Origin of the sequence: Vibrio salinus (assembly GCF_021272385.1) — a bacterium.
GTDB lineage: Bacteria > Pseudomonadota > Gammaproteobacteria > Enterobacterales > Vibrionaceae > Vibrio > Vibrio salinus.
In genome coordinates, this window is record NZ_JAJSDZ010000005.1 from 813,130 (window position 1) to 833,658 (window position 20,529).

18 protein-coding genes are annotated in these 20,529 nt (G+C 38.8%); 6 read left to right on the forward strand and 12 right to left on the reverse strand.

Going from position 1 to position 20,529, the window contains the following annotated elements; genetic code table 11:
• Positions 1 to 125: 125 nt before the first annotated feature.
• Complete coding sequence (locus tag LRQ06_RS03920; RefSeq protein WP_232765129.1) at positions 126 to 611, forward strand: GNAT family N-acetyltransferase; 486 nt, start codon at positions 126 to 128, stop codon at positions 609 to 611.
• 409 nt (positions 612 to 1,020) lie between these two features.
• Here the strand turns inward: LRQ06_RS03920 and LRQ06_RS03925 are convergent, their stop codons facing one another.
• A complete protein-coding gene (locus tag LRQ06_RS03925; protein ID WP_232765130.1) occupies positions 1,021 to 1,551 on the reverse strand; it encodes a helix-turn-helix domain-containing protein in 531 nt (176 codons plus the stop codon).
• Between the two features lie 225 nt (positions 1,552 to 1,776).
• Here LRQ06_RS03925 and LRQ06_RS03930 point away from each other — a divergent pair, with 225 nt between their 5' ends.
• Positions 1,777 to 2,271, forward strand: a complete 495-nt coding sequence (locus LRQ06_RS03930; RefSeq protein ID WP_232765131.1) for a GNAT family N-acetyltransferase — start codon at positions 1,777 to 1,779, stop codon at positions 2,269 to 2,271.
• Between the two features lie 442 nt (positions 2,272 to 2,713).
• Positions 2,714 to 4,666, forward strand: coding sequence for a HAMP domain-containing methyl-accepting chemotaxis protein (locus LRQ06_RS03935; protein ID WP_232765132.1), 1,953 nt, complete (start codon positions 2,714 to 2,716; stop codon positions 4,664 to 4,666).
• A 414-nt stretch (positions 4,667 to 5,080) separates the two neighbouring features.
• Here LRQ06_RS03935 and LRQ06_RS03940 read toward each other — a convergent pair whose 3' ends face one another.
• From LRQ06_RS03940 to LRQ06_RS03960, 5 genes are all read right to left on the reverse strand, one after another.
• Complete coding sequence (locus LRQ06_RS03940) at positions 5,081 to 6,178, reverse strand: hypothetical protein (RefSeq protein WP_232765133.1); 1,098 nt, start codon at positions 6,176 to 6,178, stop codon at positions 5,081 to 5,083.
• Positions 6,179 to 6,539: 361 nt separating this feature from the next.
• The gene (locus tag LRQ06_RS03945) at positions 6,540 to 6,917 is read right to left on the reverse strand and encodes a PilZ domain-containing protein (protein WP_232765134.1); all 378 of its coding nucleotides are present in this window, start codon (positions 6,915 to 6,917) and stop codon (positions 6,540 to 6,542) included.
• A 312-nt stretch (positions 6,918 to 7,229) separates the two neighbouring features.
• The gene (locus LRQ06_RS03950) at positions 7,230 to 8,006 is read right to left on the reverse strand and encodes an ABC transporter substrate-binding protein (RefSeq protein ID WP_232765135.1); all 777 of its coding nucleotides are present in this window, start codon (positions 8,004 to 8,006) and stop codon (positions 7,230 to 7,232) included.
• A 16-nt stretch (positions 8,007 to 8,022) separates the two neighbouring features.
• A complete protein-coding gene (locus tag LRQ06_RS03955) occupies positions 8,023 to 8,820 on the reverse strand; it encodes a carbon-nitrogen hydrolase family protein (protein WP_232765136.1) in 798 nt (265 codons plus the stop codon).
• 21 nt (positions 8,821 to 8,841) lie between these two features.
• Positions 8,842 to 10,002, reverse strand: coding sequence for a methionine aminotransferase (locus tag LRQ06_RS03960; protein ID WP_232765137.1), 1,161 nt, complete (start codon positions 10,000 to 10,002; stop codon positions 8,842 to 8,844).
• 176 nt (positions 10,003 to 10,178) lie between these two features.
• Between LRQ06_RS03960 and LRQ06_RS03965 the strand changes: the two genes are divergently transcribed.
• On the forward strand, positions 10,179 to 11,033 hold the full coding sequence (locus LRQ06_RS03965) for a LysR substrate-binding domain-containing protein (protein WP_232765138.1): 855 nt from the start codon (positions 10,179 to 10,181) through the stop codon (positions 11,031 to 11,033).
• Here LRQ06_RS03965 and LRQ06_RS03970 read toward each other — a convergent pair.
• From LRQ06_RS03970 to LRQ06_RS03995, 6 genes are all read right to left on the reverse strand, one after another.
• The gene (locus LRQ06_RS03970; RefSeq protein WP_232765139.1) at positions 11,014 to 12,111 is read right to left on the reverse strand and encodes an iron-containing alcohol dehydrogenase family protein; all 1,098 of its coding nucleotides are present in this window, start codon (positions 12,109 to 12,111) and stop codon (positions 11,014 to 11,016) included. The genes LRQ06_RS03965 and LRQ06_RS03970 overlap by 20 nt on opposite strands.
• Positions 12,112 to 12,435: 324 nt before the next feature.
• Complete coding sequence (gene hisP / locus LRQ06_RS03975) at positions 12,436 to 13,209, reverse strand: histidine ABC transporter ATP-binding protein HisP (protein ID WP_232765140.1); 774 nt, start codon at positions 13,207 to 13,209, stop codon at positions 12,436 to 12,438.
• 8 nt (positions 13,210 to 13,217) lie between these two features.
• The gene (locus tag LRQ06_RS03980) at positions 13,218 to 13,940 is read right to left on the reverse strand and encodes an ABC transporter permease (protein WP_232765141.1); all 723 of its coding nucleotides are present in this window, start codon (positions 13,938 to 13,940) and stop codon (positions 13,218 to 13,220) included.
• Positions 13,937 to 14,623, reverse strand: a complete 687-nt coding sequence (locus LRQ06_RS03985; protein ID WP_232765142.1) for an ABC transporter permease — start codon at positions 14,621 to 14,623, stop codon at positions 13,937 to 13,939. Before LRQ06_RS03985 ends, LRQ06_RS03980 begins: the two co-directional genes overlap by 4 nt.
• Positions 14,624 to 14,946: 323 nt before the next feature.
• Positions 14,947 to 16,206, reverse strand: a complete 1,260-nt coding sequence (locus LRQ06_RS03990; protein WP_232765143.1) for a family 1 glycosylhydrolase — start codon at positions 16,204 to 16,206, stop codon at positions 14,947 to 14,949.
• Positions 16,207 to 16,246: 40 nt separating this feature from the next.
• Positions 16,247 to 17,569: an OprD family porin gene (locus tag LRQ06_RS03995; RefSeq protein ID WP_232765144.1), complete on the reverse strand. Its 1,323-nt coding sequence runs from the start codon at positions 17,567 to 17,569 to the stop codon at positions 16,247 to 16,249.
• 190 nt (positions 17,570 to 17,759) lie between these two features.
• Here LRQ06_RS03995 and LRQ06_RS04000 point away from each other — a divergent pair, with 190 nt between their 5' ends.
• Together LRQ06_RS04000 and LRQ06_RS04005 are read left to right on the forward strand one after the other, a co-directional pair.
• A complete protein-coding gene (locus LRQ06_RS04000; protein WP_232765145.1) occupies positions 17,760 to 18,821 on the forward strand; it encodes a helix-turn-helix transcriptional regulator in 1,062 nt (353 codons plus the stop codon).
• A gap of 238 nt (positions 18,822 to 19,059) precedes the next feature.
• Positions 19,060 to 20,310, forward strand: a complete 1,251-nt coding sequence (locus LRQ06_RS04005; protein ID WP_232765146.1) for an MFS transporter — start codon at positions 19,060 to 19,062, stop codon at positions 20,308 to 20,310.
• The last annotated feature ends 219 nt before the right edge of the window (positions 20,311 to 20,529 follow it).

Here is a 20,529-nt window from a genome sequence, read left to right on the forward strand (position 1 = left end):
AACATTTCACCCTCTTTCTGGCCTATAGAATAGCGTCTCTTTGTTGACCAAATTTATCTGTTAATCCATTATGCCATTAATGGAGTGGTAAGAAATCTCAATCAGTAGTCATTTGAAGGATAAAAATGCCAGTAAAATTAGTGAATGAAACAACATGGCCCGGCATACTCAAGGTTCAGTCTGAAGTTTATTTACAGATAGAACCAGAAAGTAATGATGTACTGAAAAGCAAATGGTATCAATCACCAGATTGCTGTTTTGTCTATCAGGAAGATGATGATGTCTTAGGATATTTATTGGCACACTCCTGGAATAAGGAAACCCCTCCCGAATTATTCCAGCCTTTACCGGAAGAATCTGATATATCAGGCTCTATATTGTTTTTACATGACTTAGCCATTTCAAATCAAATATCGGGGAAAGGCATCGGCGCTCAAATGGTCAGCCATTTATTAAACGTTGCAGTAGAACTTAAATTTGAACAAATCAGGCTTGTTGCTGTTCAGGATTCTTCATTATTTTGGAAAAAGATGGGCTTTACCGAAATTACTAATAAGAATGTCTCTCCTACATATGGTGATGGAGCAAAGATGATGGGATGCATTCTCTGATTTCATTCCTTCATCACCCGTAAGTAACTTATCTTTAATCTGAGTCCGTAACCCGACACAAGTTGGATCATAGTCCTGCCGGTGATGCGAGTATTGGTACACAGTAAATGGCTTTAAGTTTATAAACATTCGATTAAACGTTATTAGGGTCTGTTGATCTTTGGTGATGGTTTTTGCAGCGAGTTGATGGTGATTTAGGCAAGGCGGGGCATGTGAAGTGTAGTCATCTACATGAGTCATGACCCAACGCTGAATAAATCACCATCAAACGCTGCCCGAAGGGTTCATCTGAACTGGCTTTGCTCTTTGTTGCAGGTCATTTGCTTAGAATGACTAAGCTACATGCCCTGCGCCGCGATCAACACCCGTTCAGAGTGAACAAAAATCAACCATCAAAGGTCAACAGACCCTAGTAGCTGACGATATTCTGAAAAACAGCCTTCTCTGTGACAGCCCTGTATCCGTGAGGTTGATCAGCATGGAACCGAAACTTACCGCCACATTCAACAAGATGCCACGTTCCATTGACTAAAACTTCCATGTCCCCTTCCAGAACGATGACACTTTCTATTACTCCATGAGCATGCGGCTGTGATTTCTGACAGTGGTGAGACGTTAACGTAACTTTATGCATTTCAAAATTAACACTTTTATTATATGGAAAGATTGAAATCACTTTCATGTGTGGATCATTAGGAAAATCCAGTTCAGCACCCGGCTTCTGGTCCTGTTCAAAGAACGCAGAGAAAGAGGTCTCAAGCCCGGAAACAATTTGCCATAATTTAGCAATTGTCGGACTCGATTCCCCTCTCTCTATTTGTCCTAACATCGCTTTGGATACACCTGTTAATTTCGCAACAGCATCAAGGCTGAGATTTCTCTCACTTCGTATTGATTTGAGACGGGCTGCAACACTTTGTTTAAAATTCTGCTCTGACACGCTTTATCTCGTTCTTTTAAGGACGTTGAAAGACCCTTGATTATATTTAACCCACAGCGATATTCAAACAGCACTTTATCATGGTGATGTTTTGAACGGACAAACTCTCTTGTTTACATTTCACAATCATCTCAAATGTTCGCCATAGCGCCGGTTTTGACACTTTGATAAACTGCAAATACTTATTATCTACATTCTCATAGCAATCATTGTTAAGGAAGACGAATGCTAATACGGAAAATTAATGACAGTGACATTGATACCATTGTTAAAATCTATAATCACTACATTGAAAATACGGTCTTCACTTTTGAAGAAGACCCCATCACTTCGGACATCATATCTAAGCGTGTCAAAAAGCTCGAAAAGGCCGATCTGCCATGGTTAGTTGTCGAATCTGAAGGTGAAGTAAAAGGTTATGCCTATGCCAGCCCATGGCATACCCGCTCCGCTTACCGGTATACCGTTGAACCAACCATTTATCTCTCTCCGGACACTCACGGAAAAGGTCTGGGACGCTCGCTCTATACAACACTGATAGAGCTCCTGAAAGAACAAGGTATCAAAAACATCATCAGCGTTATCACCAAACCGAATCCGGCCAGTGTAAAACTGCACGAAAGTCTGGGATTTCGTCAGGTTGGTGAATTCAGTAACATCGGTTTTAAATTCAATCGTGATATTTCCGTTGGTTACTGGCAACTCGCATTACAGAATTAATCCGGTTTATGGATACGTTTCCCGTCAACCCCAAGATCGTTTAAGCCCGTCGTTAAACGCCGGGCGATATTGATGATACTCACTCATGACCTATTTCCTTCATATTTAGTAATAATTTTGTAATTAAGTAAGCATAACCTGTTTATTCAACCGGACAACTAAAGCATAAGAATAAGATATTTATTATGTACTTAGATATAGATAATAAATATATTTTAAGTCTGACCCGGAAAGAAAAATAATTACAGTTTTATACTTTGGTGCAAGAAAAGTTTTATTATTCAATAGCCTGAAGATACAAACCAAATCTGTCATTCTTAATACCTGCAAGCATGACTACTTTATAAAAACCTCTGCATCAAAGTGATACATACAAATTCTAATAATAAACCGTTTATTGGCGTTCTTTTTGTCTTTCACTGGTAGAAAACTCAGGTGTAGAATGTTTAAAAATTTAAAAGTAAGTATGAAGATTGGTGGCGGATTCGGCACGGTTCTGATCCTGCTGTCCATCACCTTGCTGGTAAGTGCGCTCTCATTTAATACAGCCGAAGAAGGAATAAAAACTTACCGGAAATTAGCCCAGCACTCCAACTTAATTGGTGATCTGCAAACTAACATGCTTCAGGTCCGGATGGACGCTAAAAATTATCTGTTGACCAGAAGTGAAAATAACCTCACTCAATATCAACATTTTCTTGCCCGGGTAAAGCAAGACTGGCAACAATTAAAAAATGTGATAACCGATTCAAAACAGTTATCAATACTGTCAAAAATGAACTCAGAGTTAAAGCATTACGATACGACCTTTGGTGATACCGTCCACCTGATCAAAGAACAAAACCTAATTCTCGATAAAAAACTGGCTCATATTGAGAAAGATCTGACAGCCAATGTTAATGACTTTGTTGACTTTTCTGACGGATGGAACGATCCCCAGATCACCATTCATGCCATGCAACTCAAAGACAAAATACTAAACGGCCGTATTTACATCGGTCGTTTTCTGCAATCGAGCAGTGAAAAAGACTACCGGATTTCTCTTGTTTATATGGGCTCTGATGTCAATACGGAAATCAACGGACTCACGCCTTTATTAAACACCGGTATTCAGAAAAAAATGCTAGCTCAGGTTGTAGAAAAACATAAAATCTACATGGAAAACGTAGATAAAATTCACAAGCTGATACTGAAACGCGACGATGTGGTTAAAAACAGTTTGAATAAAATCGGACCGGAAATCAGTCATCAGATTCAAACACTAAAAACAGAAATAATAAAAACTCAGGATACATTAGGCCCTGAACTGGATAGCAACATAGATCATCGTTTTCACTTTGTGGTGACTTTGTCATTTATCGCTATCATTATCGGCATTGTCGCCGCTTATTTAATAACAACGGCAATCACAAAACCAATTCATAAAGCCGTAGATGCAGCGCACCAGCTCGCTCACGGAGATCTGACTGTTAAAGTGGGAAATACAGGCAAAGATGAGACCGGTAAATTGCTTGATGCGGTACAGGAAACCGCAAACTACCTGAAAGAAATGATGTCAACCATTTCCAGTGCCAGTCACCAGTTAGCATCTGCCTCTGAAGAATTGGCTGAAGTAACAGAGCAAAGTGCCAGAGGAATAAGCCAGCAGGAAACAGAAACAGAAATGGTCGCCACCGCCATTAATCAAATGGCAGCGACAATTCATAACGTTGCAGACAATGCCGCCAAAGCTTCGGAAGCTGCCAATCAGGCAGATACTGAAGCCAACACAGGCGCTCAGGTTGTCGAACAAACCATTACTGCGATCAATTCATTATCCGACAGTGTCAATAATTCTTCCGATAAACTCGGCGAAGTTCAGCAGGAAGTTACCGACATTAATAAAATTCTGGAAGTTATACGGGATATTGCTGAACGGACGAATTTATTAGCACTAAATGCGGCAATAGAAGCCGCCAGAGCTGGTGAACATGGCCGTGGATTTGCAGTAGTCGCCGATGAAGTCCGACTATTGGCATCCAGAACACAAGGGTCAACGGACGAAATTCAGAACATCATTGAACAGCTTCAGGCCAGCACAAAGAATACCGTAGAAGTCATGGCAAAAGGGAAAGCCCTCGCAGACACTTGTGTTGCTCAGTCAGGAAAAACAGAGGGGGCACTCAAAGCTATTAATGGTACCATCCGGATCATTAATGATATGAACGTTCAAATCGCCAGTGCTTCCGAACAACAAAGCTCCGTAGCGGAAACGATCAATAAGAATATTATGAATGTTAAATTTATCGCTGGGGAAAACGCCAATGCCTCAGCTCAAACCCAAAACTCAACAGCTGAAATTGCAAAACTGGCAGAACGTTTAAATCAGATGGTTGACCAGTTTAAAGTAGCTTGACAAGCGTAATTAATATTTTATAAATCGTCCTCCTGTTCAAATAAAAAAACCGCTGACTATTTCTAGACAGCGGTTAGGCAAACAGTCCATGTATCCACCTATTTCTATATACATCTCAAAGTTTTAAAACAGAATAACCGTCGCTCATACCCTACTAAACTCACCCAATTAACCACCTGAAACATTTAACCATTGAATCCATTAAGTGGCTATCTGAGTTTTTATAGTAGTACAGACCATACAATTAGACTCATTTTTAACCTGATCTAAATCAAGTGAACGTGAATTAACCGATTTCAAGCATCCCCAGCGTCAGATTCAGTCGTAAACGAGACGGAAATGAAAAGAGCACCTGTAGGGTGCTCCTGTATAAATAAAATTGAATGCACTAATGTCAAATGCAAACGAAGCTATTTATTGTATTTCAACATCCACTTTATTTCTGATGGCATGCATACCACGGCCTATCACATCGGCAAACCCCAGTACCGGCGCGTTGTGTTTATTAACCAATTTTATTTTCATTGTCCGGTCTCCTTTCACCACAAAGTCAGCAATTTGGTGGATTTCATCCTCTGTAAAGAACGAACGTCCCGATGTCCGCTCAATCTGTTGATAAATCTCTCCCTGTCTGGAATCAACCACTTTGACCAATGCCTGTTCAAACTCATCTTTAGTCAGTTGTTTATCCTGATTATTATAAGGTTCAGGAAGCGAGGCATTACTCCGTTGAATACACACTTCTTTTTCTGCACATTTGTCGATGTAATCGCTGTAGAAACCGTGCAAAACATCGGTAAACATATATTTACCCTGCTCCACCGATACAGATACGTGATTCACAACCAAACTGCCCAGAATGCCAAATATATTACCCTGATTATGCACGGCCGATTGGGGATCTCTTAACACAGACTGATCCCCCGTATACGTGTATTTTATTTGAGTCGTTAACGATAAAGGCAAGTGGTTAAATTTCAGGGAAACTTTATCATCAGAAGTAATGCTGGCAGAAGAAACGTCATTTTTAACATTGGCTTCAATGAAGAAATCATTGTCTTTCAACGCTTTTTTTATTTCATCGGTCAGTGCTGAATAAAATTTCGGACTCTCGGTTGCAATAAGGTCACTCAATGTCTGGTTATCCAGAGAACGAATCCCTTCTACTTTCATATCAACCTGAGTTTTACCAACAGGAAGAACTGACTGGTGTGTTGCTTCCCTGCCAATAAACGACTTAATACCGGAAATACTTATCGATTTCGCCTTGAAGGATTGCTCCGGATTTCCCTGATTCTCAAATTTGAATCCGTTAAAAATACAACTGTCAGAAAAAAGCACACTGCACTGAATGTTATCAACGGTTATCTTCCCATACTGACTTTCTTGATTTGCATTAACAATAAACTTGTTAACCGCATTCTGTGCCTTGCTGTTCATCGTGCTGTTCACAGCAAAAACACCACCAATAACAACAGCCGCCGCGACCCCGCCAATGACGCTTTTTTTCATAATTTCTCCGAATTATTAAAGAAGATTTTTTTATTAGAACTTACCTAAGATACACTAAATCACTAATTAGTTCCGTGCCGATACTACTCTGGCACTGTTTAAATTTTATGATTTCACAGAATCTTTTCATTACAGCGCACTATATAGGCGAAAAAGCGCGAAACAAAAAAATTCTTTGTTTTTTGGAATAGGGAATTGATTTCAGATGGCGAAAAGTTCTTGACCTTTTTTTCAGGAATGTAATCCCTTTTGTTGACGAGAAAAACAAGTCAGTACTATTGCGAATAGCAGATCGGAAAAATAGATAATATCTTACTGTGGTCACTCAAATAGAAATGTCTTATCTGAAAAAGAAAAACAGTTAAGGAGCATAACTCAGATTTTGTCTCGGGTTGCGTACTTTAGCCTCCGAAAACCTCTGTCGGACATAACGCTGTTCCGATACCATATTTTTAAAACTTAACCCCTTAACCAGCTTTATCACGACTTCATTATTATCATCAAAACGCAAAATTGAACCTTCAACAATAACATCAACATCGTCATGCAAAGAGACTACGGCTTTCATTTTCAGTCCACAATAAAGGCTGGCCACGTGGCCCATCTTAACTCTTAAGCCTTTTTCAGAAGTCTCACTTACTGAAAATATTTTTCCCTGAACACGGATCATAGGCCGGGCACTTTCCGGGTAGCGTAAACGAAAATACTGACGTTGTTGTATACCATCCTGCTTAGCCATGATTTACTCCACTTTACAAACGCTATTGATAATAATGTAAGTTATAAGCACATTATATAGGCACACCTTATCAAAACTATAAGTCTCATTTATGAAAAAGACAATTTTTGCTTGCTATTTTTTTGTTAACCTGATCAAAAAACACTCGACAATCTGGGGGAAATATGACGAAAAGGTTTGAATCTGCTCTGATAAAATCAGGCCATAACAAAAATTATGGCCTGTCAGAACAAAATAAGCGAATAATGTAACTTTTACCTGTGTCCGGTAATACACAAAACTACGAAACAGACACGTTAAATGTTAATAGACTTAGTTCACTGAAACATCAAATCCGGTAAAGAATTTTTGCGCTAAACGCTCCAAGGTACCATCAGACTGAACCTCAGCAATGGCTTTATTCAATGCATCTTTTAATTCAGTATCGCCTTTACGCAAACCAAACCCTATACCGCTGCCAAGGATCTTCGGATCGCTCACTGGCTTACCGACAAAAGCATAGCCTTTACCAGCAGGCGTATTAAGGAAACCAGACTGACCCGCCGCAGCCATTACCAGTGTGCCATCGATCCGCCCCATGACCATATCGGAATAAACCATATTCTGATCTTTATAGGATGTAATGGTTACACCTTTTGGTTGCCAGTGAGCCTTGGCATACACTTCCTGAATTGATCCCTGAAGCACACCAATATTTTTTCCACGTAACGCCTCTGCTGTTGGTGCCAGCCCCTGACCTTCACGTGCGATAAGTTGAGTTGGTATACGGTAAATTGGATTTGTGAAGTCAATGGCTTTCATTCGTTTTTCGGTAATATTCATTGCCGAATTAATAACATCAAATTTTTTCGTGTTCAGTGCCGGAATAAGCGTATCAAAACTGCCTTCTGTCCAGGTACACTTAGCCTGCATTTTTTCACAGATTGCCTTCCCTAATTCAATATCAAACCCCACCAGCTCACCCTGGGCATTTTTGCTTTCAAATGGTGGATATTCAGCTTCCAGCCCATAGTGAATAACACTGATAGCCCAGGAAGAAGCCGAGGCCAAAAGACCTAAAGTCGCAAATAAGAAATGTATTTTTTTCATTCAGATTTCCTTAATTCTAATAAAAAACACGATTTTGTAACGCGGGTAACTGTTGGCGAATGCGTTGTAATGCCGGAATGTCCATATCGGCTATCACTACACCATTGTCCTCTTCCTGCAGTGCAAGAATGTTACCCCAGGGATCAATAATCATTGAATGACCAAATGTTTTTCGACCATTAGGGTGAATCCCTGTTTGTGCGGATGCAATCACATAGCACTGATTTTCGATGGCCCGGGAACGAAGTAAAACTTCCCAGTGAGCCTGCCCGGTTGTATAAGTAAATGCCGCCGAGACAGTCAGGATTTCGTAACCGCAGTTATACCGATAAAATTCAGGGAATCTCAGGTCATAACAGATTGAAGGCCGGACTGTCGCCTGAGCAAGTTCAAATTGCCGGATGTCTTTCCCAGCCGTTAAAACATCCGCTTCCCGGTAGGATTCTTCCCCATTATCAAAATTAAATAAATGCACTTTGTCATAACGGTTCACACAATTTCCATCCGGGTCAAAGAGTAACTGGCTGTTCAGAACTTTATCCGGCACACCGGATAAAATCGGGATAGTACCGGCCGCAATCCACACACCACACTCTTTTGCCAATACGGACATCGCTGTCTGCACAGGTCCGTTTCCGAATGCTTCACCTAATGCCAGCCGTGTCTGATCAGAGACACCCATCAGACAAAAATATTCAGGAAGCACAACAAATTCGCATCCCTGACTGACAGCATCTCTGATTAACGAAGATGCCAGAGACACATTATTTTCAACCACATCCCCACTGTTCATCTGAATTGCTGCAACTTTCATAATGCTTCCTGTTATATTGAGTTAGGCAAACTGATTTAATGCTCTGGCTCCGGCAATAATAGTTTCATCATCTTTAGCAAAAGAAAGCCTGATGAATCCATTATCTGTCCCATCGCTGTAAAATGCCGATAATGGTATTGTCGCAACCCCAAACTCTTTGATTAAACGAGTCACAACCTGAACGTCACTTTCATCGGTTAAATGTGAAAAATCAGCTAAGACAAAAAATGACCCATGAGATGGCAAAAGCCGGAACGGTCCATTTTTTAATTCACTGACTAATAAATCCCGTTTAGCCTGATAAAAGTCCGACAGATACAAATACTTCAGAGGATCATCCATATACTTAGCAAACGCATACTGCATCGGTGTATCGGCAGAGAACATCATAAACTGATGAACCTTTAAAATCTCTTTCATTATTTCAGCCGGTGCCACGCAATACCCGACCCGCCATCCCGTTACATGAAACGTTTTGCCGAATGAAGAGACGATTACACTACGTGCGGACAACTCACTGTGTGTTGCCATTCCGGAATGACGTAATCCATCAAAAACAATGTGCTCATATACTTCATCCGATAAAATAACGATATTGGTATCCCGGCAAATCACCGCTAACTGATTTAAATCTTCCCGGCTCATCACCTGTCCGGAAGGATTATGAGGCGTATTCAGAATGATCATGCGGGTTTTTGTCGTTACCGATGCACGGACTTCCTCCCAGTTAACTGAAAAGTCAGGCAAGGATAACTTAATGTTAACAGGTGTTGCACCCTGAAGACGCACAATAGGAGCATAACTGTCAAAAGAAGGCTCAAAATAAATGACTTCATCACCAGGATGAACAAGGGCAGAAATCGTTGCATAGAGTGCCTCACTCGCACTTGCAGTAATCGTAATCTCATTGCCAGCATCATAATCACAACCATATAGATGGGTGATTTTCTCTGAAATTTTATCTTTTAAAGAAAATAAGCCCGTCATATCAGAATACTGATTATGATTGTTATTCATTGCTCTGGTCACTTCATTAATCAGCAATGAATCACAGGGGAAATTGGGTGCACCCTGAGAAAGATTAATGGCTTTGTAATTTTCGGAAAGCTGACCGATAACGCTAAAAATCGTCGTGCCCACATCGGCCAGTTTTGAGCGAATCTGAACGGATGTCTGAATCATGAAAAATGTCCCACTGTCACAATTTGTCTCCGAAGAATCGCCCGATGCCTTTTTCAGGCCAATTATCCCCGGATAAATACTCAAAAAGTTGTTCCATTTAACGAAAAGAGTATTGTGACGACCAGCGAATTGTTGTCATAATGGCCATGAGTAAATTGCATACCTAAGTTGTCATTATGGCCAGAAAAACGCCTCCATTTAATGCTTTGTATACTTTTGTGATAACCGCAAAACATTTAAATCTGACTCATGCAGCAAAAGAGCTGTTTGTCACTCAGGGTGCGGTCAGCCGTCAGATAGCCACTCTGGAAGATTATCTGGGATACCGGGTATTTCAGCGTCATGCCAGAGGTCTGACGTTAACTCAGGATGGCGAAGCATTGCTTCCTGAAGTACAAAAGTCATTTGACACACTGATCGATATAGCAAAACCTTATGATGAGACCCATGGGAATATTCGTCTTAAAGCCCCAACCTGTTCAATGCGCTGGCTGGTTCCCAATTTAATGGCTCTGCAGGATTCTCACCCAAGTATCAATGTTTCATTAACCACAACGACCGATCATCATGTCGATTTTAATGCTGAAAATTTTGATGCTGCCGTCATTTATTCTCGGACACCGATAAATCAACCAAACTGCATTAAGCTGTTTGATGAAGCGATCACTCCGGTTATTGCCAGCCACCTATATTCAAAAGCAACATTTTTGGACTGGCAGCAATGGACGTATCTTCACCCGGCACAAAATCAGACAGACTGGCAGCTCTGGTTGGATAATACGGGCAATCAGGCAGTTTCTATGGAAAAGAATCAGTATTTCGATACCATGGATTTGGCAATCAGTGCCGCAATTCAGGGATTTGGTATTGCGATGGCCGATGCGATATTGGTTGAAGAAGATTTGAAAATGAACCGGTTAATACGCCCTTCAGAACAAACGGTAAAAACAGGTGCCAGCTACTATTTGATTCACAGGCCGGGAATGGAAACGCGCCCAGCCCTGTCCGAATTTATCCAATGGATGTCATAGGGGCAGCTGACCGGGATAATTCAGAAACATAATGCATCGCATGAATTAGTTTTGCCTCAGTAACAACGGTTGGCATATTATCCATGTCAGATGTTCTCACAGCTTTTTCGGCAACCTGCATTAATTCTTCTTTCGTAAGAAAAGCAATCTCATCCAGCGATGTGGGAACCTGGCAGGCTTTAGCCAGTTTTATGGCTTCAAGGACTTCATGATCTTCCCGCCCCTCAAGAACCAAAAGACACAAGTTTCCAAAACCCACCAGTAAACCATGACCAAAGCTTCTGGTTTTTTCCAGTACTGTAAATCCTTCAAATAAAGCGTGAGCGGCAGCAACATGATCGCCAACCCCCATGATTGAAGTAAAACCGGCAAAGGTAAAAATAGCATCCATTACCTGCTCAAGCGCTTTACCAGGATGTCTTAAAGCCACTTCCTGAACCGCTTCTGAGCCGAAACGCTCGATAATATCAAAACAGACTTTTCCATTTGCGTAAGCAGCCATATTAAGGCTCAGATCCGGGTGTCCTCCGGAAATAACCCGGTATTCATACAGCTTTGCTAAAGTATCACCAAGCCCGGCAGCAAGCCATCTCACCGGGCCTTTGGCAATAATATTACCATCCAATACAACGACATCCGGCGCTTTTGCCAGATGGAACATATCATCATACTGGCCGTGTTCATCATACAAAATAGAAACGGCAGACACCGCTGCGCAGGTTGCGGCTATCGTAGGAATAGTCACGACCGGCAATCCCGTCTTATCCGCTGCCGCTTTTCCTGCATCAATCGCTTTTCCCCCGCCAACAGCAAAAATCACATCGGCATTAAAAGCTTTTGCCTGCCGGCACATCTTATTAATGTTATTTGGTGACACTTCCCCACCAAACCAGTGAAAACAGATTTCACAGTCGACATTCTTTGCTTCCATAAGCTCAGTCAGCAAAGGAGTAACGACCTTAAGAGCCTTATGCCCACCAAAAACACAAATTCGTTTCGACTTAATAATGGTAAAAATTTGATCCAGGCAACCATTGCCTCTTAGCACATGGGCCGGAAAAGAAAGGACTGACGACATAAGAAATCCAACTGAAAATAACGGCTAATAAAACTCAATACAACACGAGATTCCGGATAAAATGAAAAACTTCGTGGCCATCGTGAACCACCATAAACAAACATGTTGTAAAAGCCGGAGAGGTATCAAGACAGAAGTTATTGTGCTTAATGTAATGGTTTACATTAGAAGGAAGAATCGATTTATCCTCATAATAGAGATGAGAAAAAATCATAACTAATTCATTTTATTTCGATGAAAACAGATCAGTGAGCAGATTTTACCTGTCATTTCAGATAAAAAGCCCGATAATTACCATTACCGGACCTTTGAGAGGGATCGATATTATTTAAGCGCGCCAGACAAAAACTGTTGCAAACGCTCACTCTTCGGATTAGTCAGAACCTGATCAGGATGACCTTCTTCTTCAATCACTCCCTGATGAAGAAATACGACATGATTAGAAACGTTTCTGGCAAAGCCCATTTCATGTGTTACCACGATCATCGTTTTACCTTCTTCGGCCAGTTGTTGCATGATTTTCAGAACTTCACCCACTAGCTCAGGATCTAATGCCGACGTCGGTTCATCAAATAAAAGAACTTCCGGTTCCATCGCAAGCGCACGGGCAATGGACACTCGTTGTTGCTGACCGCCCGATAAATGAGATGGATATTTCGCATGATTCTCTTCATCAATACCCACTTTATCTAAATAATATCTGGCTTTTTCTTTTGCTTCGTCTTTACTCATACCAAGAACATTGATTGGTGCAGCCATGACATTTTCAATGACCGTCAGATGCTCCCACAAATTAAAATGCTGAAAAACCATTGTCAGCTTCGTACGTAACAACTGAAGTTCTTTTTTATCGACAACATTCAATTGGCCATCTTTATCTGGCGTCATTGATATTGACTTTCCATTCACAAAAATTTCGCCGGCACACGGTTTTTCCAGAAAGTTCAGACAACGCAAAAAGGTACTCTTACCTGACCCCGATGAACCGATAATACTGATAACATCGCCAGGATTCGCCTGAAGTGATATGCCTTTTATTACTTCATTCTCGCCATATTTTTTATGTAAATCTTTAACGGCTAATTTTGTATTTTTCATGGCAGACCTTAGTGAGCTTGTTGCGTTACTGGTTTCAAATGTTTCAGCCAGTGTTTTTCAGCACGCTTGAATAAACTAATCAAAATAAATGAAATTATTAAATATAACCCTGCAGCAATACCAAATGCCTGAAAGGACATATACGTTGCAGAGTTAACGTCCCGGGCAATTTTCAGCAAATCCGGCACAGTAGCAGCAAAAGCCAGTGACGTTGAATGAAGCATCATAATCACTTCATTACTGTATGCCGGTAAAGCTCTGCGAAGTGCGGAAGGAATAATCAGTTTGGTATACATTTTCCATGGAGAAAAACCATATGCTTTTGCCGCTTCCACTTCACCGAACTTTGTTTCACGAATAGCACCGGCAAAAATTTCCGTCGTGTAGGCACAGGTATTAAGAACCAGTGATATTAGTACACAGTTATAGCCGCTGCGGAAAAACCAGTTCAAAAACTCAGTGCTACGAACAAAATCCAGTGTATATACTCCGGTATAAAAAACCAGCAACTGAACATAAAGCGGTGTTCCACGGAACACATAAGAAAAAGTCCAGACCGGTAACCAATAACGCTTCTTCTTAGATACCCGGGCAACGGCCAGAGGAATCGATAAACAAAAACCAATGGAAACAGATATCACAAGCAGCCACAAGGTAACGACAACACCGGTCCAACGGTATCCATCTGTCCACAGGTAAGAGATTCCGTACTCTCTTATTAAATCCATCATAGCTCTGCGTCCCTTTTACCTGTGGAATAACGTTTGTTCAACCAGTAAAACACCAGGTTAGATAACGTGGTAAAAACCAGATATAAGGCAGCAGCCACAATCGTAAAATAGAAAAACTGATAGGTTCCCTTACCGGCCTGTTGCGTTGCTTTCACCAGATCAGCCAAACCGATAATAGACACCAGTGCGGTTGATTTCAGCGTTATCAACCAGTTATTCGATAATCCAGGTAAAGCAAATCGCATCATCTGAGGGAAAATGATCATACTGAATACCTGCCATGGTGTGAATCCGTACGCAACCCCGGCTTCAATCTGACCTTTTGAAACCGTCAGAAATGCACCACGGAATGTTTCCGTAAAATAAGCACCATAAATAAAACCGATTGTCAGTACACCAGCAGTGAATGGATCAATATTGATCTGCGACCATCCAATAGCTTCCGTAACCGAATTCATCCCCATCTGAAGTCCGTAGAAAATCATTAACATCAGAACCAAATCAGGGACACCACGGATAAGGGTTGTATAAAGATCAGAAATCATCGCAACCGGTCTGGAAGCAAACAATTTTGCTGTTGCTGCCATAAGCCCGAGAACCACAGCGACAATAACCGAGAGTACTGCTAATTCAAGGGTTACGACGCAGCCTTTCCATATCAGCTCGCCATAATCGTAAAACATATTGAATAACCTCAACGTCTGAGCATGTCTATTCAGTCAGAACATACTTTTGTTGTTATTCACATGAGACGTGAATCACTAAAAATCTAAGAAAACTGCAAAAATAAACATTTGCAGCTTGATGGCGGTGAAGTCTACCACAGTTATTTTAATAGTGTGATAGTAATATTAACGGTTTAGTCAACTTTTCAACGAATTTTCTTCTGAATAAGTATGCAATAACAGAAAATTTAAAGGATATGAATGAATTATCTGAAGGTAATGAGGTTTTATTCATTATGTGTATATCAAAAAAAACGCCATCCTATTCAGGATGGCACAACTTAATTACCTGACTTGGCTAAATGTCTTTCTTTAGCAACCCACTGACCATAAAACTTAGCACTATCCTTAGCTTTTCTTTCAAATGTTATCGGGTCAAGCGAATGGAGGCCAAAGTGAACATCAAATCCACTTACCCATTCATAGTTATCCAGTAAGGTCCAATGTGTATAGCCAATTACAGGGATCTCACTAATAACATTTCGAAGATGTTCTAATGACTGTTCTAAAAAAGCAATTCGAAGTTGGTCATCATCGGTACCGATACCATGCTCAGTAACGAATATTGGTGTCCGTGTTTTTTCATAGATAGTTTTCACCGAATTCGCTAATGAGGTAGGATCAATCCAAGAACCAGAGAAATTAGTCATCTCACCATCAGGAACCTTTACAGGACCCTTATCATCCCAGACAACTTTTTCGTAATTTTGTACACCTATAAAATCAGCATACTTACTCACGGGTACCCAGCTTCCATATATTTCCTGCTGTTTATCGATATAAATACTATCAGGTCCAGCTGGCTGATCATCAAAAACGGCAAGACTAAATCCGACATTTAACGCCGGATGATAAGATTTTATAACCTTGCGCCCTTCTATATGGCCTTTAATAAGGTGGTCAGTTGTGACAGCAAAATCTTCACGATTCATAGCGTTAATACCGGAAAATTTTTCTGTATTAACTTCTTTGGCGGCGGCATCCAACATAGCTTTTTGTCCGTACCAAAAGCCTTCTGGAATACTACCTAATGAATTGAGTAAGATAAGAATATTCGGTTCGTTAAAAGTGATAACATACCGAACATTATGAAGTATAGTTTGCGATACTTTCTCACAAAACGCACCAAACCACTGAGAAGCATTCGGGTTAGTCCATCCCCCTTTAGCAGCAAACCAACATGGGGTAGAAAAATGACACAGCGTCACAACAGGTTCTATCCCTCTCTCAACACAACCATCAATAATTTTTTTATAGTGTTGAATTTCCTTTTCAGAAAATACACCTTCTGACGGCTCAATACGAGACCATTCCAAAGAAAATCGGTAACAATTAAGATTCATAGCTTGAACAAGTTTCAGATCCATTTCCCACAGTTCATAACTGTTGCAGGCTAAGCCCGATTTTTCTTTGAAAACGGAAGGTATTACATTCTCATACATGTAAATATCTGAGTTCGTATTATTTCCCTCAATTTGATGGCCAGCCGTAGCTGCTCCCCATAAAAAATTACAGGGATATGATACTGTATGTTTAGTCATGATTTAGTCCTACTCTAATAATATTCTGTACAATTTTTTGCTAAAATTCATATTCAATAGAAGAAGTTACACAAAATCCGCTCCCCCGTTGCCAATCTCCATTTTCATCAAGGATAGGGTTATTGAAATAATCGCGTTTGAAAGTCCAGTTTGGTCCAAGACCTAATACCAGCGTAAGGTTTTCTATGTTTCTTGGAGTCCACTTGTTGAATAAGGCCAGTTCAATATCATTCATATGATTCCCCTGATAATGATGGCCATAACCAAACCTAGACACGAATCCAAGCTCATAGTCTGGTGTGATTTTATAAATATTAATCAACGTTAATACACTTTCATTATCATTAATGAATTCTTCACTAAGCCCATAAGCCTGACTATGGAACGTCATATTATCGAGAGATTGTTGAAAACGACCCAGCCCGTTTTTTCTATTTGCTTGAGTAAAGGAGTAACCAATGACATTGACCCATTGCTCACTAAACCGGGTCAAATCCATATTGAAGTGATAAGCATCTTCATCGAATGTTTTATGATAATCCGACATTTGCTTCCAGAGAGTTAACGCATGATTATGGTATAGTTCTGCAGTATATTGGATAGAACCAGTATGCCTTTTGAATTCCAACCCATGAGTGAATAAATAATCTTTATATTCACCGGCAAGATATCGCAATGAATTGTTCTTATCCTTGTAGGTCAAATCTCCAGTTAATACATAATCGTAATTGTTTCCTGAAAACGTAGCGAAATGCTCATTATGAGGCGTATCCGCATTCATATACTGAGAAAAATAACCCAATCTAAATTCAACCTTGTCATACTGTAAATCTGCCAATGCACCTCGATAGGATGTATTCGTAACCTTATTCAACCCATCAAGAACTCCGAAGCCATCTAAGGTAATCTGTCCCTCTTTTAGAGTTAATTGAGAACTATCACTAGCAAAATATTGTTTTAAGTATGCTTGTTCGAATTTAGAAAAGCTTTCTGGAGCCATATCATCGCCGCTTGCATATAAATACTGCCTCGTATAGAAATAATCACTCGCTGCCAGCTTCGCAACCCCTGCATATGAAATATCAGCTCCAAAGTGCTCACCTATATATCCAGATTCAAAATCTAACCTCACTCCCTGAGCCCAGGCCGTCTGAACTACTGAATTTTCAACGGGGTAGTCATTACTTTTTAAATATTGAAATTTATTAGCTAAGCTAATTTTAGTCTTACTATTTAGGAAGAAATTTGATTCTCTCATCTCCCTCCCCGTTAAGAAATGGTCACTACTACTTTCGGTAGCACAAATAGGAAAACCATATAGAAATAATATAGATAACAAAAAAGGAATATATTTCTTTTTCATGCTTAATACCTTTACAGTTGAAATAACCATTAGAAATTAAGCTATTGTAAAATTGGTGATGTTTTTTTACCTTTCTAAACTATTTTTTAGCAAAAAAACAAATAAAATTAATTTTGAGAGATAGATCAACCGACTATAGTCTCAACTATAGTAGCATTAATTACAGCAGGACAATGGAGATATAGAATATATGGAGACAATAAGTAATTCTACTCACTTTGAAAAAATTATTGTTAACCACATATTAGAAAGTGGCCTCACATGGAATTATATCACACATGCTACAGGAATTTCTCAAGAAGTAATGTCTTGTAAAACAGCAAGAATAACACCAGAGCAACATTACAAACTATTAAATATGTTACAAAAACATAGAGGTTTGGACTGGTTAAATTTAAAAAATAATTTTTCTATCGAATATTTACTAAATAAAAACAACATCCTAGATTCATTTTCACAGTCATCTCCTGAATATGCAGCTTTAGTATTGAATTGTGAAAATCTGAGAACTGCTTTAAGAAACTTTATTAAATTTAGAACTATAGTAGGAAACATTAACGAATTTAACCTGATTGAATCTAGTAATACAATAACAATGACGTATAAGCATCACTTTCCTGAATTAAGATATAGTTTTGTTTCTATAATTAATTTTATTTTTGTTATATTTATTTCAAACACATATTCAAATAAAGAAAATATAAAATTTCAAATTTCGTGCACGTGTAGTAAAAGCCCATATTTAGAAGGAATTTGTCGTTACTGGAATAGTAAAATTCTATGGCAACAAGAAAGTGATAGTATAATATTTACGTGCAAAAATCTTGATACACCTTACCAACAATTCAATCAAGCCACTCATGATATCTTATTAAAGATAGTTCAAAATAAAAATGACGAAATATACAAAAAAGACAATATAAAAGATATTGTATCTTCAGTAATACGAAACAACATCAATGATAGAAATATTTATTATTCAAGTTCAAAATCAATACATTCTATATGTGAAATTTTAAATATTAATAAAATCAAATTATCAAGAAGACTCAAAGAAGTTGGTACTTCGTATAAAATCATTGAAAAAAGTGTAAAATTAGAAGAAAGTGTAAAAATGCTACAATATAGCAATAAGAGTATTGCAGAAATATCAGAACAATTAGGATTTTCCACTCAAAGTGTTTTTAATAGATTTTTTAATGAATTAATGAACACTACACCTTTAAAATATAGAAAAAAAATCAAAGGATAATAATTGTTATAATTCATATATTATCTCACTATAAAGTCACTTAATAACAAAATATATAATAGTGATATTTATCACAGAGTTGATCATAGAGTCATAAAGAAGAAAAAACTGTTAAAAAATGTAAAAATCTTGCTCATTTCTAGTGTTATATTTCCATTACCTAATGGTATGAACATAGTTGTTAATTTATTACTCTGATGAATAATAAACCAATACAATTCTTTGAGGCAATAACGTAATGGACATTAAAAACAAAACGAAAATAGGAATTCTCACTATTTCTTTATTTACAATGTGTTCTGTGGCAATTACTCCTTCTATAGCAAATATAGCTGACACATTCCCTGATATTCCATCTTTTGCAATACAAATGCTTTTTTCATTACCAAGCTTGACGTCATTAGTTTCAGCTTTACTTGTTGGAAAACTTGCGATTAATAAAGATAAGAGAAAATTAGTTCTATTTGGTATTGCTCTAATAATGTTAGGTGGACTGATACCTTACTTTTTAAATAATAATTTCTACTTTATTCTATTTTGCTCAGCATTTGTAGGATTTGGTACTGGTGTGATCACCACATTAACACCCACATTAATCGCTGAAAATTTTTCAGGCGATGAAAGAAACGCAACTTTTGGATTAATGACCGTCTTTGTTAGCATTGGTGCTATTTTATTTACTGTATTAGGCGGGAAACTGGCAGAAATAAACTGGCAAACAAATTATTTAGCTTATTTAATCGCTATTCCTCTACTTATTATTGCCTCACTATGCTTACCAACTAACTATAATGCTCATGTCACATCATCATTCGAGCCAGAGTCTGATAAACACATAAAACTTAACCTTAAAGTCTTTATAATTGGAATTATTGGTTTTATCTTTTTAATGATTTTTACTGTTTTTCCAACAAATATCGCCTTATTTCTCTCAGAAAATCATATCGGTGATGCATCGACTGCAGGACTAACCTCAGCCATACTGTTTGCCAGCGGATTAATTTCAGGTGTTCTTTTTGGTAGGATCAGCAAGATTACTGGTCACTTTACTATCATGTCTGCTTTTCTGATCCTTTCTATCGGCTTATTTATCGTTACAAAAAGCCATAGCCTTCCATTTGCTATACTGGGCAGCTTTATCGCTGGTTTCAGCTTAAGTATTTATATGGCAAGAGCACCGTTTGTTATCTCCTGCATCGTACCTGGGCCAACTATACCAATGGCTATTGCAATCTATTCTGCATTTACAGCTGTAGCAGCATTCAGCTCACCTATCATCATTAATGGTGCTTCCCATTATTTTTCAGATGGGTCATCCAACTCCGCATTTTTGTTAGCAAGTTTGCTTTCTTTTGCTATGTTTTTCGTTTTAACACTAACTCAGTTTGAAAAACGTTGTTTATTAGCCAACAATGCAACTTTAGAAAAGGACATTATCAAAGAAACATTATCAACCAACGAAGATTGCTTATCACATAAAAAGTCTTAATATTAGACCTTAGGAAATAATAATCTGACTCTAACCTTTAAACACGGGCAAAAACAGAGTTGCTGTTTCAGTGGAGGAGTCAGTATATTTTCATTCTACGTAAAATGGCTTTAATTTCCTCGAAAATCACTCATCTTCAATTTCCATCAGGATTAAAATAGAAAAGCCATCACTTAATATTACATATTCTGAAAAACAAGGTTAATTAAAATAATTAGC

Excerpts from the sequence above, each read along its gene's own strand:
- LRQ06_RS03920 (WP_232765129.1), top strand. The coding sequence starts at position 126 with ATGCCAGTAAAATTAGTGAATGAAACAACATGGCCCGGCATACTCAAG.
- LRQ06_RS03940 (WP_232765133.1), bottom strand. The coding sequence starts at position 6,178 with ATGAAAAAAAGCGTCATTGGCGGGGTCGCGGCGGCTGTTGTTATTGGT.
- LRQ06_RS03970 (WP_232765139.1), bottom strand. The coding sequence starts at position 12,111 with ATGTCGTCAGTCCTTTCTTTTCCGGCCCATGTGCTAAGAGGCAATGGT.
- LRQ06_RS03955 (WP_232765136.1), bottom strand. The coding sequence starts at position 8,820 with ATGAAAGTTGCAGCAATTCAGATGAACAGTGGGGATGTGGTTGAAAAT.
- LRQ06_RS03960 (WP_232765137.1), bottom strand. The coding sequence starts at position 10,002 with ATGATTCAGACATCCGTTCAGATTCGCTCAAAACTGGCCGATGTGGGC.
- LRQ06_RS03965 (WP_232765138.1), top strand. The coding sequence starts at position 10,179 with ATGGCCAGAAAAACGCCTCCATTTAATGCTTTGTATACTTTTGTGATA.
- LRQ06_RS03945 (WP_232765134.1), bottom strand. The coding sequence starts at position 6,917 with ATGGCTAAGCAGGATGGTATACAACAACGTCAGTATTTTCGTTTACGC.
- hisP (WP_232765140.1), bottom strand. The coding sequence starts at position 13,209 with ATGAAAAATACAAAATTAGCCGTTAAAGATTTACATAAAAAATATGGC.
- LRQ06_RS04005 (WP_232765146.1), top strand. The coding sequence starts at position 19,060 with ATGGACATTAAAAACAAAACGAAAATAGGAATTCTCACTATTTCTTTA.
- LRQ06_RS03930 (WP_232765131.1), top strand. The coding sequence starts at position 1,777 with ATGCTAATACGGAAAATTAATGACAGTGACATTGATACCATTGTTAAA.
- LRQ06_RS03980 (WP_232765141.1), bottom strand. The coding sequence starts at position 13,940 with ATGATGGATTTAATAAGAGAGTACGGAATCTCTTACCTGTGGACAGAT.
- LRQ06_RS03985 (WP_232765142.1), bottom strand. The coding sequence starts at position 14,623 with ATGTTTTACGATTATGGCGAGCTGATATGGAAAGGCTGCGTCGTAACC.
- LRQ06_RS03935 (WP_232765132.1), top strand. The coding sequence starts at position 2,714 with ATGTTTAAAAATTTAAAAGTAAGTATGAAGATTGGTGGCGGATTCGGC.
- LRQ06_RS03990 (WP_232765143.1), bottom strand. The coding sequence starts at position 16,206 with ATGACTAAACATACAGTATCATATCCCTGTAATTTTTTATGGGGAGCA.
- LRQ06_RS03950 (WP_232765135.1), bottom strand. The coding sequence starts at position 8,006 with ATGAAAAAAATACATTTCTTATTTGCGACTTTAGGTCTTTTGGCCTCG.
- LRQ06_RS03995 (WP_232765144.1), bottom strand. The coding sequence starts at position 17,569 with ATGAAAAAGAAATATATTCCTTTTTTGTTATCTATATTATTTCTATAT.
- LRQ06_RS04000 (WP_232765145.1), top strand. The coding sequence starts at position 17,760 with ATGGAGACAATAAGTAATTCTACTCACTTTGAAAAAATTATTGTTAAC.